The organism is Gorillibacterium sp. sgz306347 (assembly GCF_059735245.1).
The window spans coordinates 1-15,003 of record NZ_JCAPET010000047.1 but is presented as its reverse complement, the minus strand read 5'-3'; the positions used below and the strand labels follow the sequence as shown (position 1 = coordinate 15,003).

The window sequence follows — 15,003 nt, the reverse complement described above, 5'->3', positions numbered from 1 at the left end:
GAATCCCGCGCCGTACGGCTGCGGGATTCTGCTATTTGTTTTGGCCCATTCCGGTCTGACACTTGTGCCCGGCTTTAAGCCCTGCAGAACGGCGCCTGCGCTCGTCCGGTCTATTTGTTATGCCTGCGGTCCAGCTCCGCCATCAGCTCGTCCAGCGGCAGCTTGGCTTCCCGCAGAAGCACCAGCAGATGGAAAATCAGATCGCTCGCCTCGTAGCGGAGCTCGTCGGCGCTCCGGTTTTTGGCGGCGATGATCACCTCCGCGGTTTCCTCTCCGATTTTTTTGAGGATTTTGTCGATGCCCTTCTCGAACAGATAGGTCGTGTATGCGCCTTCCGGCCGCTCGGCATCGCGCTTGGCGATCACGCTCTCCAGCACGCCCAGCATCCGGAACCGGTCGGATTCCGCCGCGGCGGCGCTTTGGCCTTCCGCCTCCGCCCCCTGAACCGGCAGGGATTCGGTAAAGCAGGTGTAGGTTCCGTTGTGGCAGGCCGGTCCGGCCGGCACGACACGGACCAGCAGCGTATCGGCGTCGCAGTCGTATTGGACCGAGCGGACGCGCTGTACGTGGCCCGAAGAGGCCCCTTTGTTCCACAGCTCCTGCCGCGACCGGCTCCAGAACCACGTCTCGCCCGTCTCCAGGGTGCGGGCCAGCGACTCGCGGTTCATGTAGGCCAGCATCAGCACTTCCTTGCTCGCATCGTCCTGAACGATGGCGGGAACCAGCCCCGACGCATCCCATTTGATTTGCCCCAGCCGATTCTCCGTCGTGTTGCTCGCTTCTTCCGTCACCGGACTTCCACTCCCTTTTCCTTCAGTTCGCGTTTGATTTCCCCAATGCCCAGTTCCTTATAATGAAAAATGCTCGCGGCCAGCCCCGCGTCCGCTTTGCCTTCGGTGAAGGCGTCGTAAAAATGCCGGCTCGTGCCCGCTCCCCCGGAAGCGATAACGGGAATGCCCACGTGCGACGAAACTGCAGACGTCAAGGGAAGATCGAAGCCGTCCTTCGTGCCGTCGGCGTCCATGCTGGTGAGCAGAAGCTCGCCTGCACCCAGCCGCTCGGCCCTTTCCGCCCATTCCAGTGCCCGGATGCCGGTCGGCTTCCGGCCGCCGTGCGTGTAAACCTCCCACTCGTTCCATTCGGGGTTAAACTTCGCGTCGATCGCCACCACGATGCACTGGTTCCCGAAGCGGACCGCTCCGTCGGCGATCAGCTGCGGATTGACCACGGCTGCAGTGTTGATTCCGATTTTATCCGCTCCGGCGCGCAGAAGGCGCTTCATGTCGTCGACGCTGGAAATGCCGCCGCCGACCGTAAACGGAATGGTGATTTCTCCGGCGGTGCGGCGCACCACGTCGACCATGGTCGCGCGCCCTTCGTGGGACGCCGAAATATCGAGAAATACCAACTCGTCGGCTCCTTCCCGGTCGTACAGGGCGGCCAGCTCGACCGGATCGCCCGCATCGCGGAGGTTGACGAAATTAACGCCTTTGACGACGCGCCCGTCTTTCACGTCGAGGCAGGGAATGATGCGTTTTGCCAGCATGGCCGGCCCTCCTTCGGGTTTCAGGTTTTTTGCAGCCGAAAGGCTCCGTCAGCGGGCGGTCCGGCCCAGCCGGCGGTGCGCTTCGGCCAGCTCGATTCCGCCGGTGTACAGCGCTTTGCCGACGATGGCTCCGGCTACGCCGTCCGCTTCGTGGCCCGCGAGCCGCTCCAGATCCTCGTAGCGGCTGACGCCCCCCGAGGCGATCACGGGCCGCCCGGAGGCGCGCGCCAGCCGGACAATCGATTCGACGTTCGGGCCGCCCATCATCCCGTCCCGGGAGATGTCGGTGAAGATGAACGTCGACGCTCCTTCGGCGGCCAGGCTTGCGGCAAGCTCTTCCGCCAGCACCTCGGAGGTTTCCAGCCAGCCGCGCGTGGCGACTTTGCCGTCCCGGGCGTCGATGCCGATGGCGACGCGATCGCCGTATTCGGCCAGCGTCCGCGTGACGAACGGCCGGTCCTCGATCGCCGCAGTGCCGAGAATGACGCGCGACACGCCGAGCGACAGCAGCAGCTCGACGTCGCGCACCGTCCGCAGGCCGCCGCCGGTTTGCACCGGCACGCCGGTCGCGCGGGCGATCTCCCCGATCACCTCGTGGTTGATCGGGTGCCCCGCTTTGGCTCCGTCCAGATCAACCAGATGAATCCATTCCGCTCCCTGCGCAGCCCAGGCTTTGGCCGCTTCCAGCGGGCTGTCGTGATACACCGTCTCGCGGTTATAGTCTCCCTGCACCAGACGAACGCATTTTCCGCCGCGTATGTCGATGGCGGGGTATAAGGTAAACGCCAAGCTGCTCTCCTCCGCTCCTAAGTAAATCGCTCTCCAAGCCGTTCAGGTTATTGGCCGCCCGCCTGCGGCTTGCACAACGCCGTAAAATTGGCGAGCAGCCGCATGCCGAGCTCCCCGCTTTTTTCCGGGTGAAACTGCATGCCGTACACGTTGCCCCGTCCCACAATCGCTGTTACGGGCTGGTGGTAATCGGCGGTCGCCAGCAAATCCTCCGGCTTCCCGACCGTCGCGTAATAGGAATGCACAAAATAGACATGCCCTTCCTCCAGCCCGCGAAACAACGGGCTTTCCTGCAAGAACGACAGCTTGTTCCAGCCCATATGGGGCACCTTGTAGTCGCCGCGAAAGCGGACGACATCGCCCGGAAGCAGATCAAGGCCTTCATGCTGCCCGTGCTCCTCGCTGCGCGTGAACAAAAGCTGCATGCCCAGGCAGATGCCCAAAAGCGGCTTGCCTGCGGCCGCGTACCGTTTGACCGCTTCCTCCAGGCCTGTCTGCCGCAGCTCCTTCATGGCGTCTCCGAATGCGCCGACGCCCGGCAGAATCGCTCCGTCGGCCTGCATCAGCGCGGCTTCGTCCGAGGCGATGCAGCTCTGCACGCCAAGCCGCTCCAGCGCTTTGCTGACGCTGTGCAGATTGCCCATGCCATAGTCGATGATGGCGATCATCTAGAGCACTCCTTTCGTCGAAGGAACCCCCTTGACGCGCGGATCGAAGCCCGACGCTTCGTCCAGCGCCCGGCCCAGCGCCTTGAAGACCGCCTCAACCATATGATGCGTATTTTTGCCGTAATGCACGATGACGTGAAGGGTCATCCGCGCCTCCAGCGCGAGCTTCCACAGGAATTCATGCACCAGCTCCGTCTGAAAGCTGCCGATCTGGGCGGACGGGTATTCGGCCCGGTATTCAAGGTGCGGCCGGTTGCTCAGGTCGATCACCACTTGGGCCAGCGCCTCGTCCATCGGGATAAACACACTGGCGTACCGCTTGATGCCGGCTTTCGTGCCCAGCGCTTCGCGGATCGCCTGCCCGAGGCAAATCCCGATGTCTTCCACCGTATGGTGGTCGTCCACATCGACGTCGCCGGTTGCCCGCAGCTTCAGGTCAAACTGGCCGTGCTTGGCGAACAGGTCGAGCATATGGTTCAGAAAAGGCACATCCGTCTCAATCTCCACCTGACCCGAGCCGTCGAGTCCCACTGTAAGGTCGATGTCGGTCTCGCCGGTTTTCCGTGCGACGGAAGCGGAGCGCGAAGCGCCTTCCGGAATTCCGGATGAGGCGGCGTTCGCGCCGTTCCGGTTCGGCTTCTCTTGTTCAGTCATGCGCGATTCCCTCCTTGTCCAGCCGCAGCGCGACGGCGTTTGCATGGGCGTCCAGCCCTTCGCCGCGCGCCAGCGTCACGATTTTGGCTCCATTCGCCGCCATGTCCTCGCGGCTGTAGGCGATGATGCTCGATTTCTTGATAAAGTCGTCCACCGACAGAGGGGAGGAAAAGCGGGCCGTGCCGTTCGTCGGCAAAACGTGGTTGGGGCCCGCGAAGTAGTCGCCGACCGGCTCCGAGCTGTACGGTCCGAGGAAGATCGCGCCCGCGTTCTCAATCCGGCCCAGCAGCGCGTAAGGGTCCTCCGTCACCACTTCCAGGTGCTCGGGCGCCAGACGATTGACGGCGGCGATGCCTTCGTCCAGGCTGTCGACCAGCAGGATGGCTCCGTAATCGCGGATGGACGCTTCTGCAATGCCCCGCTTCGGGAGCGCCGTCAGCTGCGCTTCCACCTCCGCGCTCACCGCTTCCGCCAGCTTCCGGCTTGGCGTCACCAGCACCGCCGAGGCCATCTCGTCATGCTCGGCCTGAGACAAAAGATCGGCCGCGATGAAGGCCGGATCGGCGCTGTCATCCGCCAGCACCACGATTTCGCTCGGCCCGGCGATGCTGTCGATGTCGACGGCTCCGAACACGGCCCGCTTGGCCAACGCGACGTAGATGTTGCCCGGGCCGACGATCTTGTCGACCCGCCCGATCGTTTCCGTGCCGTAAGCCAGCGCGGCCACGGCCTGCGCCCCCCCTACCCGGTAAATTTCCGTAATGCCGCAAAGCTGCGCGGCGGCCAGTACGTACGGGTTGATGCCCTCTTCGCCGGCGGTGGCCGGAGGCGTCACCATGACGATCTCCTTCACGCCCGCCACCTGCGCCGGGATGGCGTTCATCAAAACGGAGGACGGATAAGCGGCCTTTCCGCCCGGCACGTAGAGGCCGACGCGGTTCAGCGGCCGGATCACCTGGCCGAGCATCGTGCCGTTCGGCTTCAGGTCCATCCAGCTGCTTCGCTTCTGCTTCTCGTGAAAGGCCCGGATGTTATCGGCCGCTTCCCGCAGCGCAGCTGTAAAAGGCCCTTCCGCTCGGCCGCAAGCTTCCTTGATTTCCTCGTCCGACACCCGCAGGCTCTCCAGCGCCACCCGGTCGAACGCTTGCGTATAACGATGCAGCGCCGCATCCCCTTCCCCGCGCACGGCATCGATAATGTCCCGTACCGTGCGGCTTTGCGCTTCCGTTCCGCTGTCCACTTCCCGGTCCAGCGCAAAAGCCGCCGCTTCCATGATCCGCATTCCGCTTTTCCCCTTTCGTTTCTTCTGGAGCGGCCCTGTCGGGGGCCGCCGCTTCTAAAGTCCGGCGCCCCGCGCTTTCAGCCCGCCGGCGGAACAACCGCCTGCAGCCGGTCGCAAAGGCTCTGCACCGCTTCGTTTTTCATCCGGTAGCTCACCCGGTTGGCGATCAGGCGGCTCGTAATCGGAAAGATCGTTTCCAGCTCGACCAGCCCGTTCTCCCGCAGCGTCCGTCCGGTTTCGACCATGTCGACGATCCGGTCGCCGAGGCCGATCAGCGGCGCCAGCTCGATGGAGCCGTTCAGCTTGATGACCTCCACCTGCTGCCCCTGCTCCCGAAAATATTGGGAGGCAACATTGGGATACTTCGTCGCCACGCGCGGGTGCAGCTCCGGCTGATAGCCCGGAAGACCGATCACCGACATGCGGCAGCGCGCAATGCCGAGGTCCAACAGCTCGTAAACGTCGCGGTTTTCCTCCAGCAGCACGTCCTTGCCGACGATCCCGACGTCCGCAGCGCCGTATTCCACATAAGTGGGCACGTCGACCGGCTTGGCCATGATGAACTCCATCCCGGCTTCCGGCACCGGAATGATCAGCTTGCGCGAGTCCTCCAGATCGTCCGGGATGGCAAAGCCGGCTTCCTGAAAGAGCCGGATGGCGGATTTGTTAATGCGGCCTTTCGGCATGGCGACCTTCAACAGCTCCGGCATGCGCTCCCTCCTCTCCGGCAAACCGCCTGATTTCGTGATAAAGCCGCCCCTCGCAGCGATAGGTTCCGTCCTGCTCCGGTCCGGTTTCCCATTCGCCGGATTCCGTCACGGCGCGCGCCACCACGGATGCGCCTTCCGCGCGCAGCGCCGCCGCTTCCCGCAGCGCCTTCGGCCGGTTTTCCCGGTCATACAAAATCAAGATCCGCTTGGACTCGGCTGCGCCATCTCCGGCAATCTCCAGCACCCGGTTCGTCTTGATGGCAAACCCGGTCGCCGGAGCGGGCCGTCCGAACTGCGTGAGCAGGTTGTCGTACCGCCCCCCGCTGACCACAGGGAAGCCGAGGCCCGAGGCGTAGCCTTCAAACGTCATACCCGTATAATAGGAAAAGTCTCCGACCATCGTCAGGTCGATCAAAACGCGGTCGCTGACCCCGTACGCCTTCAGCACCTCGATAATGCCGCATAAATGCTCCACGGCTTCTACGGCGACCGGGTCCTCCGTGAGAAACTTCGCCTGCTCGCAGACCTGTTCTCCGCCGCTCAACCGGAGAATGCCCTCCAGCCCGCTTCTTATTTCCGGTTCGAGCCCGAAGCCGTCCAGCAGCAGCCGGTATTTTACGTAATCCCGGTTGATCAGGCATTCTTTCAGCGCGCCCTGCTCCTCAACGCGTCCGGGCAGGGAGTCGTGGAACAAACCGTTCAAATACCCCACATGACCCAGCGCAATTTTGAATTCGCCGATCCCCGCCGCCTGCAGTGAAGCAATCGCCAAAGCGATCACCTCCGCGTCCGCTTCCGGCGATCCTTCTCCAATCAGCTCGACGCCGGTCTGGAAAAATTCCGACTCCTTTCCGGCTTCCTCCGCAAACGCCCGGAACACGTTGGAATGATAGGAAAGCCGGAGCGGAAGCGGCTCCTCCTGAAGCAGGGAAGACGCCACCCGGGCAATCGGAGCGGTCATTTCGGAGCGAAGGACCAGCGTCCGTCCATTCTGGTCAAGCAGCTTGAACAGCTTCTTGTCCGTCGTCGAGCTCGCCGTTCCCACCGTATCGTAAAACTCCAGCGTAGGCGTCATGATCTGGCGGTAGCCCCAGCGCCGCATGCAATCCAGCACGCGAAACTCCACGCTGCGCAGCCGCTCCACCACTTCCGGCACATAATCCTTGACGCCGGTCGGCTTTTCAAATCCTTTTGGTTTCGACAACCCTTTCACCTCGCCGCCAAGCGGGCGGACCCGCAGGCTCGTTCTATGTTAATCGCTTTAGTACGCTACCATATTAGCAAAATAAAGAAACGGTACGTGTTACTATATCACGATCTTTCCGGCTCGTCAATTGGTGCGTCAGCCGCTCCATCACCGGCTGCAGACCGCAGCACGCGCATTGGATTTCCACCTACGAAGCTGCCCGGGGCCACATCTTTGCTGACCACCGTGCCCGCTCCGACCACCGCTCCATCGCCGATCGTCACGCCCGCCAAAATGATGCTGCCCGCCCCGATCATGACATTCGAGCCGATCCGCACTTCGCCCAGCCGGTACTCGTTGATCAGATACTCGTGGCAGAGAATCGTGGTGTTGTAGCCGATGATCGAATTGTCCCCGACCCGGATCAGTTCCGGAAAAAAGACGTCGGGCATCGCCATCAGGGCAAAGGAGGTGTCCTTTCCCACTTTCATGCCGAGCACCCGGCGGTAGATCCAGTTTTTGAACCGGAGGGAAGGCGAATACCGGGAAATTTGTATAAACACAAAATTGCGCATCGCCTTCCACCGGCTTACCGTCCGGTATACCTGCCATAAGGAGTTGGGCCCCGTTACCGGGTAATGCTTCAGGTTTCGTCGCAAAGCGCATCCCTCTTTATCCCCACGATATCAAGCAGCTCCCGCATATCGTGGAGCATGTAATCGGGACGGAAGGTGTTGAGGTATTCTTCGCCCTTCAGCGACCAGGCCACCCCCGCCGTCTTTGCACCGGCCTTTTGCCCGGCGATGAGATCGTATTGGCTGTCCCCGACCATAAGCGTGCGTTCGGGCTCCGATTCCAGCAGCCGGATCGCCGTCAGCACCCCTTCGGGGTCCGGTTTGCTTACGGCCACGTCATCCGCCGTCACCACGGCGCGCATGTAAGGCTCGAACCCAAAGTGCTTCAGGCCCCGGTCGGTGGTCAGCTTCATTTTGTTGGTGACCAGCCCCATCTTGATTCCTTTTCGGTGCATCAGCCCCAGCACTTCCCGGACGTACGGAAATTCGCGGATCAGTTCATCGTGCACTTCCAGCATCCGCTTCCGGTAGGCTTTGACCAGTTCATCCACGTTCGTACGCCCGGAAAACATCGCCATCTGCTCCACAAGCGGCTTGCCCATGTTGGGCACAATGTGCTCGCGTGTAAACGGCTCGGGCGTGGCGCCCTCCAGAACATGCAAAAAGGTGGAAATAATCAGCTCATTGGTGTCCACAATCGTCCCGTCAAAATCAAAAAGCACTGTATCGATCATCCGGTTCTCCTTGGTTTTGTCGCCCTATAGCGTATTTTTCCGGCAGGATTTGAAGAAAACGGGGCAGCCTCGCCGCCCCGTCTTCAAATTCGTTATTTATTGCTTGCTACCGTTTATTTTTCCTCCGGCTTGGACGGACGGTTCGGTTCGCCGGGCACTTCCGGAACTTCCGGGCTCTCCGGCTGCGGGGGAATTTCCTGCGGCGGGACGTCCGGGATTTCGGGCAGGTCCGGCCGTTCCGGGACTTCCGGGAGCTGCCGGAACGGCGGCACTTCCTCGGGAGCCGGGACTTCCGGCTGGTCCGGCACGCCGGGTGCAGGCGTGTCCGGGATTTCGTCCGGCCGCGGTTCTGCGGGAATCTCCGGCTGCTTCGGCTGGGCCGGAATCGAAGGCTCCTGCGCGGGAGCCGGCACTTCCGGGCCCTTCGGGGCGTCCGGAATATCCGCAGGCCGTTCCTCGGACCGGCCGTGCTCCTCTCCGTGCGCCATCAGCCGAGGCTCGGCATCGGTCGGCAGGCTCCCCACCGGAGCGGCCGTTTCAGCCGTTTCGGGAATGGCCTTGCTCGAAACGATCGGATCGTTGTATTTCGTTTTGGCGTATCCGCCCATCCGGCGGATAATGATCAGGGCAATGCCCGCCAGCACCAGCAAAACGGCCACTACCTGCGAGCTGCGAATGTTCTTGCCCGTTTCCAGGGCTCCCGGTTCAAAAAGCAGCGTCATCGGCGACCAGAGCGCGCTCATGACGCTCTCCATCCAGGCCGGGCCGGAAAAAGCCAGGCTGTCCGTGCGCAGCCCTTCGATAAAGAACCGGCCGATCGAATACCAGATGAAGTAGCTGAACAGCAGTTCCCCGGTGCGCAGAAACGGCCGTCTTCTGAGCCAGAGCAAAATAAGCAGTCCGACGAGATTCCAAAGCGACTCGTAGAGGAACGTCGGATGGTAGTAAACGCCGTTGATCTGCATGTTGTCTACGATAAAAGCGGGCAGATGAAGCGTATCGCGAAGCATGCTCACGTCAACCGGGCCGCCGTGCGCCTCCTGATTGACGAAGTTGCCCCACCGGCCGATCATTTGGCCGATGATCAAGCTCGGCGCGCAAATGTCCGCAATGCGGAGAAAGGTGTACCCTTTCGCCCGAATGTAGAAAAATGCCCCGATAAACGCCCCGATGAGAGCGCCGTAAATGGCAATGCCGCCTTCCCAGATTTTAAAGACATCCAGCAGGTTGTGCCGGTAATCTTCCCATTGAAAGGCCACATAATACAGCCGCGCCCCCACCAAGGCCGACGGAACGCCGATGAGCAGCAGATCCATAAAAAAGTCGGGAATGATCTTGAACCGCTTGCCTTCCCGGATGGCGAGAAAAAGGCCTGCCAAAGCGGCCGTAGCGAGAATGATCCCGTACCAATGGACCGGTATCCCGAAAATGTTGAATGCGATTTTATTGATGGCCAATGTCATGGTTTTGTCCCCTTATCCGAATCAGTTATTCCAGTTCATCCGCGCCTTCGGTTATGCTTTCCGTCAGCTTGTTCGTGAACTGCAAAGCGGCGTTTAACCCCATCCGCTTGAGCCGGTAGTTCATAGCGCCCACTTCGATGATAACCGCCAGGTTCCGTCCCGGACGCACCGGAATGGTCAGAAGGGGCAGGTCGGTGTCGATGATTCGGGTGGTTTCTTCGTCCAGCCCAAGGCGGTCGTACTGCTTCTCCTGCTGCCAGGTTTCCAGCCGCATGACCATATTGATTTTGGTGTTGCTGCGAACGGCGCCGGCGCCAAAAAGCGTCATGACGTTGATAATGCCGACGCCCCGGATTTCCAGCAGGTGTTTGATCAGCTCCGGCGGGTTGCCGATCAGCACATTTTCCGCCGTCTGCCGGATCTCCACCGCATCGTCCGCTACCAGCCGATGGCCGCGTTTGACCAGTTCAAGCGCCGTTTCGCTCTTGCCTATGCCGCTCGAGCCCGTGATCAGAAGGCCGATGCCGTAAACGTCGACCAGCACGCCGTGAATGGTCGTGGAGGGCGCCAGCTTGCTTTCCAAAAAGTTCGTCGTTTGTCCGATCAGCGTCGTGGTCGGCAAGGCGCTGTGAAGCACGGGGAGCCCATATTGGTCCGCCGCTTCCAGCAGCACTTCCGGAATCGGAAGGTTCCGGCTGACCACGATGCAAGGGGTATCGGGCATAGACACAAGACGGTCGATCCGGTCCCGCCGTTGATCTTCGCTTAAGGTGTGCAAAAAGGTGGTTTCCGTTTTGCCCAGAATCTGTACCCGCTCGTGCGGATAATAGTTAAAGTACCCGGCGATTTCAAGCCCGGGCCGGTAAAGATCGGAGACGGTGATCGGCCGCTTCAAGCCTTCCGTTCCGCAGACGACCTCCATCTTGAACTGCTTCACCAGGTCGGCAACCTTTACTTTTTTCGCCATAGTCGGAATAACTCCTTCTCTTTGTCCAATAGTTTTATCGTAATGGAATTACCGTATGAAAGCAACAAGGAGACGGGGCTTCTCCCCCGGCTACAAGAAAAGGGCCAGCCATATGGCTGACCCTTTTCGGTTGCAGTACCTTCTTATTTTTGCACGAGGACCGATTCGGTCGTATCCTTGTCGAAGAAATGCACTTTGTTCATGTCGAACGCCAGCTTCACGTTGCCGCCGTCTTTCAGGCCGGAACGGGCGTCGATACGAGCGATGATGGAGCCGGGGCCGATGCCGTTGATGTACAGGTACATTTCGTGACCGAGGTTTTCGGAAACTTCAATGTTGGCGTTAACAACGGAGTTCGGGGACCCTTCCAGGAAGATCGGCTCGTCGTGGAGGTCTTCGGGACGAACACCCAGAACCACTTCTTTGCCTACATAGCCTTTGTCGCGAAGAACTTGGGCTTTGCCTGCCGGAATTTCCAGGTTGGCGCCTTGGGTTTTGAACTTCAGGGCCGATCCTTCTTCCGAAAGCGTGCCGTTCAGGAAGTTCATCGAAGGCGATCCGATGAAGCCGGCAACGAACATGTTAACCGGGTGGTTGTAGATTTCTTCCGGCGTAGCGGCTTGCTGAATGATGCCTTTATCCATAACGACGATCCGTTGGCCCATGGTCATGGCTTCCGTTTGGTCGTGGGTTACGTAGATGAACGTCGTGCCCAGGCGTTTGTGCAGCTTGCTGATTTCGGCGCGCATTTGCACCCGCAGTTTGGCGTCCAAGTTGGAGAGCGGTTCGTCCATCAGGAACACTTGCGGTTCGCGGACAATCGCGCGGCCCAGAGCAACCCGTTGCCGTTGACCGCCGGACAGAGCCTTCGGTTTGCGGTCGAGCAGGTGCTCGATGTCCAGGGTTTTCGCCGCTGCGCGGACGCGAGCGTCGATGTCGGCTTTCTTGAATTTGCGGAGCTTCAGACCGAACGCCATATTTTGATAAACGTTCATGTGCGGATACAGGGCGTAGGACTGGAACACCATCGCGATGTCGCGGTCTTTCGGAGCCACGTCGTTAACCAGACGGTCGCCGATGTACAGTTCGCCTTCCGTAATTTCCTCCAGGCCCGCGATCATACGGAGCGTGGTGGATTTGCCGCAGCCGGACGCGCCGACCAGAACGAGAAATTCCTTATCTTTAATATCAAGGTGGAAGTCTTTAACCGTTGCTTCATCGGTACCCGGGTACTTCTTAACAATATGGTTCAAACGGACGCCTGCCATTGTGATTCCTCCCGAATGAATGATTTCAGTGCAATTGCTTTAATTCCGTATGTTTATGATAACGCATCCAAACCGAAAACACCATGCACAAGACTTACAAAAAACCTAAGGTCTTTTCGTGATTTTATACAATAACACCGCAAGCCTGACCAGCACCGCGTCGTTGAACGCCCGCACGTCCAGACCCGTCTCCTGTTTAAACTTGTCCAGCCGGTAAAGCAGGGTGTTCCGGTGAATGTACAATTTCTTGGCGGTTTCGCTGACGTTGCATTCCGAATCGAAAAAGCTGTCCAGCGTCGCCAGCATCTCCCCTTCGAGGGCCGGTTCCGCACGCTTGAACGTTTGGGTGACAAAAGAGAGCTTTTGATTCTCCGGAATGTCGTAAAGCAGCTTTTCCATACGGAGCTTCCATGGCAAATGAATGTTGGTGCCCACATGAAACGATTTGCCCAGTATTACGGATTCGCGCAGAGTGACGGCCGCAGCCGGCAAGCTTTTGGCCGGAACCGCCGGGTAATGAACCGCCAGGTGGCATTCCCCGACCCATTCGTTCGACAGCATCTCGTATAACCCTTCCGTGATGGCCGTCAGCGAATCCTCCAGCGTTTCTTCGGCTTCCCCTTCCCCGTATCCCTCCGCCAATAGCGTTTCGGGCGCAAAAATAAGCCACTCCTTGTCCAAAAGGGGAATCAGGCTGATCTCCGTATCAAAAAAGGACTCCAGCAGCTTCTTAAACTCCTTGTAGGGAACGCGGTGAACGTCCGAAAACTCGCCGGTCAGCAAAAAAGGAATCCGGCTCTGATGAAAGCCGAAATGCGAGGCAAGCGGTTCCGGAAGCTCACCGCCGGACGCGCCCGCTTCCGGCTGGCCCAAAACCCAGTCCCGCACCAGCAAAGCCTTGCGTTCCTCCTCGCCCGTCTGCGCGGCGCCCTTGCTTTTGTCGGAGCCGCGCCCGTTCTCGATCGCCAGCTCCGCCAGGCGCAGCTCGGCCGCAGAGAGCTTTTGCGTGTCCATGACAAGAACCAGCGCCTCGCCGCCCTTCAGCTCAAGCAAGGAAAGAGCCTCCCGGCTTTCGTTTTCCGCTTTGCGGCCCGTCTGTTCAAGCTTTTTCCATTCCGATGCCGGGATCCGGCGGATTTGGGCAGCCGGCCCCAGGATCCGTACAAGTTGATTGCCCAGTTTCTCCCCGTCCATGTCCAACTCCTCTTGCCGCATGCTTTTTCCCCATCATACCCCAAAACCCGCACAAAAAAAATCGGACTCGCCCGCTTGCCGTCGGATTCAGGTCCCCGGTCACCGCAGGGCCATCAGAACGATCACCGAAAGCAGCGTAAAGGCGAGTTCGATCAAATACAAAAAGGCAACGGTCTGCGTCTGGGTAAGTCCCCAGCGCATAAGCACATGATGGGTGTGCAGCTTGTCGGCCCTATGCAGCTTCCCTCCCCGCGCCAGCCGGCGGATGAAAACAATGGACGTATCGAGAATCGGCACGCCAAGAGCCAGAAAGGGGACCAGCAAAGAGAGCACGGCGGCGCTTTTGAAGGACCCGGTTACCGACAGAACCGCAATGGTGTAGCCGATGAATACCGCTCCCGCATCCCCCATGAAGATCTGTGCCGGGTAAAAGTTAAAGGCGAGAAAGGCCAGGCAAGCACCGAATAAAATAGCGGCCAGAACGCCGGGCTCCGGCTGGCGGTGCCAAACGGCCGCGATAAAAAGCGCCGCCGATGCTATGGTAACAATACCCGAAGCCAGCCCGTCCACCCCGTCGATAAAGTTGATCATGTTCGGAATCGCAAACATCCACAGGATGGTGGCGGCGGCGGCCAGAAGAGGAGAGAATGCGATCCAGCGCCCAATCCCCATTACACCTTCAATGGAAATGCCGAACATCAGCGGCACGGCGGCCGCACCTGCGTAAACCAATAGCCGGGGCCAGACGGGAAATTCCCGGCCTCTTGTTTTATAAGCATCATCCATAAGACCGGTCAGGAAAAGGGCCGACCCTCCCGTCAGAACGGTACCGGTTTGGGCGGACCAGCCGCTGTACAGCAGCATAGGCACCGTGACGCCAAGATAGAGCGCCGCCCCGCCCAGCAGCGGAATGGGCGCCCGATGGATTTTCCGCCGTCCCGGCCGGTCGACGAAGCCGATGCGGAGCGCGAAGCGGCGGATAACCGGCACCAGCAAAAGGACAATCAGCGAAGCCGTCAATAAGGGAGCCGCATAGCGCATTTTTTCCCTCCGTCCGTTAACGTCTGTGCGCTTAGCGTTCCCATGCCCTGTCTCCATTAGTCCGCTAAGGTCATTCCCGTGAAAGGAACGTCTCCTGCGAAATGGCGGAATCAAAAAGGAGCCTGCCGCTGCCGGCAGGCTCCTTGCGTTGTTTTGTATAGGGAAGGTAGTCGGAAGAAAATGGTGGAGGCTGATGGATTCGAACCACCGAACTCGTCAGAGAACAGATTTACAGTCTGCTGCGTTTGGCCACTTCGCTAAGCCTCCAAGATAGAAAAAGTGGCTCGGGACGGAATCGAACCGCCGACACGAGGATTTTCAGTCCTCTGCTCTACCGACTGAGCTACCGAGCCTAATAGGGGTTGCAAGTGTAAAAATGGCGGAGCCGACGGGATTCGAACCCGCGGTCTCCTGCGTGACAGGCAGGCATGTTAGGCCTCTACACCACGGCTCCGCGATAGAAAACCAAGAATAATGATGGTGCCGACGAAGGGATTCGAACCCCCGACCTGCGGTTTACGATACCGCTGCTCTACCAGCTGAGCTACGTCGGCAAATGGTGGAAGTTGAGGGGATCGAACCCCCGACCCTCTGCTTGTAAGGCAGATGCTCTCCCAGCTGAGCTAAACTTCCAAAAGTGACGAACATTTAAGATGTTACCACAATGCTTGAGGTTTTGCAAGAAGTATTTTTGGTAGCGGCGGAGGGGATCGAACCCCCGACCTTTCGGGTATGAACCGAACGCTCTAGCCAGCTGAGCTACGCCGCCAAGAATCTTAAATCAGAGAAGAGCGGAGAGAGAGGGATTCGAACCCTCGCGGCTGTTACACCCTAACGCTTTAGCAAAGCGCCCCCTTCGGCCTCTTGGGTACCTCTCCATATTATTCCCTGAAAACCGGATGCGAAAAGGTTTCATCTGCGTAGTG

The 15,003-nt window shown here is 59.7% G+C and carries 14 protein-coding genes, 7 tRNA genes and 1 pseudogene; all 22 read right to left on the bottom strand.

Features of this window, described 5'->3' with window-relative positions; all coding sequences use genetic code 11:
- Window positions 1–110: 110 nt before the first annotated feature.
- The 22 genes and pseudogenes from hisIE to AC6I6H_RS18920 all read right to left on the bottom strand — a co-directional run bounded on the left by hisIE (window position 111) and on the right by AC6I6H_RS18920 (window position 14,955).
- Entirely contained in the window at window positions 111–791 is a 681-nt protein-coding gene (gene hisIE / locus AC6I6H_RS19025; protein ID WP_497955580.1) for a bifunctional phosphoribosyl-AMP cyclohydrolase/phosphoribosyl-ATP diphosphatase HisIE, read from the bottom strand.
- Entirely contained in the window at window positions 788–1,546 is a 759-nt protein-coding gene (gene hisF / locus AC6I6H_RS19020) for an imidazole glycerol phosphate synthase subunit HisF (RefSeq protein ID WP_497955577.1), read from the bottom strand. Before hisF ends, hisIE begins: the two co-directional genes overlap by 4 nt.
- Before the next feature lie 48 nt (window positions 1,547–1,594).
- Window positions 1,595–2,335 (bottom strand): 1-(5-phosphoribosyl)-5-[(5-phosphoribosylamino)methylideneamino]imidazole-4-carboxamide isomerase, encoded by a 741-nt coding sequence (gene hisA / locus AC6I6H_RS19015; RefSeq protein WP_497955576.1) that lies wholly within the window; start codon window positions 2,333–2,335, stop codon window positions 1,595–1,597.
- A 47-nt stretch (window positions 2,336–2,382) separates the two neighbouring features.
- Window positions 2,383–3,003 (bottom strand): imidazole glycerol phosphate synthase subunit HisH, encoded by a 621-nt coding sequence (hisH, locus tag AC6I6H_RS19010; RefSeq protein ID WP_497955574.1) that lies wholly within the window; start codon window positions 3,001–3,003, stop codon window positions 2,383–2,385.
- Window positions 3,004–3,657, bottom strand: coding sequence for an imidazoleglycerol-phosphate dehydratase HisB (gene hisB / locus AC6I6H_RS19005; protein WP_497955572.1), 654 nt, complete (start codon window positions 3,655–3,657; stop codon window positions 3,004–3,006).
- Window positions 3,650–4,939, bottom strand: a complete 1,290-nt coding sequence (gene hisD, locus AC6I6H_RS19000) for a histidinol dehydrogenase (protein ID WP_497955570.1) — start codon at window positions 4,937–4,939, stop codon at window positions 3,650–3,652. Before hisD ends, hisB begins: the two co-directional genes overlap by 8 nt.
- 77 nt (window positions 4,940–5,016) lie before the next feature.
- Window positions 5,017–5,649, bottom strand: a complete 633-nt coding sequence (gene hisG / locus AC6I6H_RS18995) for an ATP phosphoribosyltransferase (RefSeq protein ID WP_497955569.1) — start codon at window positions 5,647–5,649, stop codon at window positions 5,017–5,019.
- Complete coding sequence (locus AC6I6H_RS18990) at window positions 5,606–6,853, bottom strand: ATP phosphoribosyltransferase regulatory subunit (RefSeq protein ID WP_497955567.1); 1,248 nt, start codon at window positions 6,851–6,853, stop codon at window positions 5,606–5,608. Before AC6I6H_RS18990 ends, hisG begins: the two co-directional genes overlap by 44 nt.
- 107 nt (window positions 6,854–6,960) lie before the next feature.
- Window positions 6,961–7,494 (bottom strand): acyltransferase, encoded by a 534-nt coding sequence (locus AC6I6H_RS18985; protein ID WP_497955566.1) that lies wholly within the window; start codon window positions 7,492–7,494, stop codon window positions 6,961–6,963.
- A complete protein-coding gene (gene ppaX, locus AC6I6H_RS18980) occupies window positions 7,479–8,144 on the bottom strand; it encodes a pyrophosphatase PpaX (protein ID WP_497955565.1) in 666 nt (221 codons plus the stop codon). The genes AC6I6H_RS18985 and ppaX overlap by 16 nt, the downstream gene beginning before the upstream one ends.
- A gap of 539 nt (window positions 8,145–8,683) precedes the next feature.
- A pseudogene (gene lgt / locus AC6I6H_RS18975) lies at window positions 8,684–9,607 on the bottom strand (prolipoprotein diacylglyceryl transferase); the annotation flags it as partial.
- A gap of 25 nt (window positions 9,608–9,632) precedes the next feature.
- Window positions 9,633–10,574 carry an HPr(Ser) kinase/phosphatase gene (gene hprK, locus AC6I6H_RS18970; protein WP_497955564.1) on the bottom strand — a complete coding sequence of 314 codons (942 nt, stop codon included), beginning with the start codon at window positions 10,572–10,574 and terminating at the stop codon, window positions 9,633–9,635.
- 143 nt (window positions 10,575–10,717) lie between these two features.
- The gene (locus AC6I6H_RS18965; RefSeq protein ID WP_497955563.1) at window positions 10,718–11,842 is read right to left on the bottom strand and encodes an ABC transporter ATP-binding protein; all 1,125 of its coding nucleotides are present in this window, start codon (window positions 11,840–11,842) and stop codon (window positions 10,718–10,720) included.
- A gap of 105 nt (window positions 11,843–11,947) precedes the next feature.
- On the bottom strand, window positions 11,948–13,036 hold the full coding sequence (locus tag AC6I6H_RS18960) for a PucR family transcriptional regulator (RefSeq protein WP_497955562.1): 1,089 nt from the start codon (window positions 13,034–13,036) through the stop codon (window positions 11,948–11,950).
- 99 nt (window positions 13,037–13,135) lie between these two features.
- Entirely contained in the window at window positions 13,136–14,077 is a 942-nt protein-coding gene (locus AC6I6H_RS18955; RefSeq protein WP_497955561.1) for an MraY family glycosyltransferase, read from the bottom strand.
- A 181-nt stretch (window positions 14,078–14,258) separates the two neighbouring features.
- Window positions 14,259–14,344, bottom strand: a tRNA-Tyr gene (locus AC6I6H_RS18950).
- A 13-nt stretch (window positions 14,345–14,357) separates the two neighbouring features.
- Window positions 14,358–14,430, bottom strand: a tRNA-Phe gene (locus AC6I6H_RS18945).
- Window positions 14,431–14,454: 24 nt separating this feature from the next.
- Window positions 14,455–14,531 (bottom strand) — tRNA-Asp (locus tag AC6I6H_RS18940).
- Window positions 14,532–14,555: 24 nt separating this feature from the next.
- A tRNA-Thr gene (locus AC6I6H_RS18935) sits at window positions 14,556–14,631 on the bottom strand.
- Between the two features lie 3 nt (window positions 14,632–14,634).
- Window positions 14,635–14,710 (bottom strand) — tRNA-Val (locus tag AC6I6H_RS18930).
- Between the two features lie 59 nt (window positions 14,711–14,769).
- Window positions 14,770–14,846: transfer RNA gene (locus tag AC6I6H_RS18925), tRNA-Met, on the bottom strand.
- Between the two features lie 23 nt (window positions 14,847–14,869).
- Window positions 14,870–14,955 (bottom strand) — tRNA-Ser (locus AC6I6H_RS18920).
- Between the last annotated feature and the right edge of the window lie 48 nt (window positions 14,956–15,003).

What these genes read in the sequence shown, in the direction of transcription:
- hisH (WP_497955574.1), bottom strand. Translation starts at nt 3,003, where the DNA reads ATGATCGCCATCATCGACTATGGCATGGGCAATCTGCACAGCGTCAGC.
- AC6I6H_RS18965 (WP_497955563.1), bottom strand. Translation starts at nt 11,842, where the DNA reads ATGGCAGGCGTCCGTTTGAACCATATTGTTAAGAAGTACCCGGGTACC.
- hprK (WP_497955564.1), bottom strand. Translation starts at nt 10,574, where the DNA reads ATGGCGAAAAAAGTAAAGGTTGCCGACCTGGTGAAGCAGTTCAAGATG.
- hisD (WP_497955570.1), bottom strand. Translation starts at nt 4,939, where the DNA reads ATGCGGATCATGGAAGCGGCGGCTTTTGCGCTGGACCGGGAAGTGGAC.
- ppaX (WP_497955565.1), bottom strand. Translation starts at nt 8,144, where the DNA reads ATGATCGATACAGTGCTTTTTGATTTTGACGGGACGATTGTGGACACC.
- AC6I6H_RS18960 (WP_497955562.1), bottom strand. Translation starts at nt 13,036, where the DNA reads ATGGACGGGGAGAAACTGGGCAATCAACTTGTACGGATCCTGGGGCCG.
- hisG (WP_497955569.1), bottom strand. Translation starts at nt 5,649, where the DNA reads ATGCCGGAGCTGTTGAAGGTCGCCATGCCGAAAGGCCGCATTAACAAA.
- hisF (WP_497955577.1), bottom strand. Translation starts at nt 1,546, where the DNA reads ATGCTGGCAAAACGCATCATTCCCTGCCTCGACGTGAAAGACGGGCGC.
- AC6I6H_RS18955 (WP_497955561.1), bottom strand. Translation starts at nt 14,077, where the DNA reads ATGCGCTATGCGGCTCCCTTATTGACGGCTTCGCTGATTGTCCTTTTG.
- hisB (WP_497955572.1), bottom strand. Translation starts at nt 3,657, where the DNA reads ATGACTGAACAAGAGAAGCCGAACCGGAACGGCGCGAACGCCGCCTCA.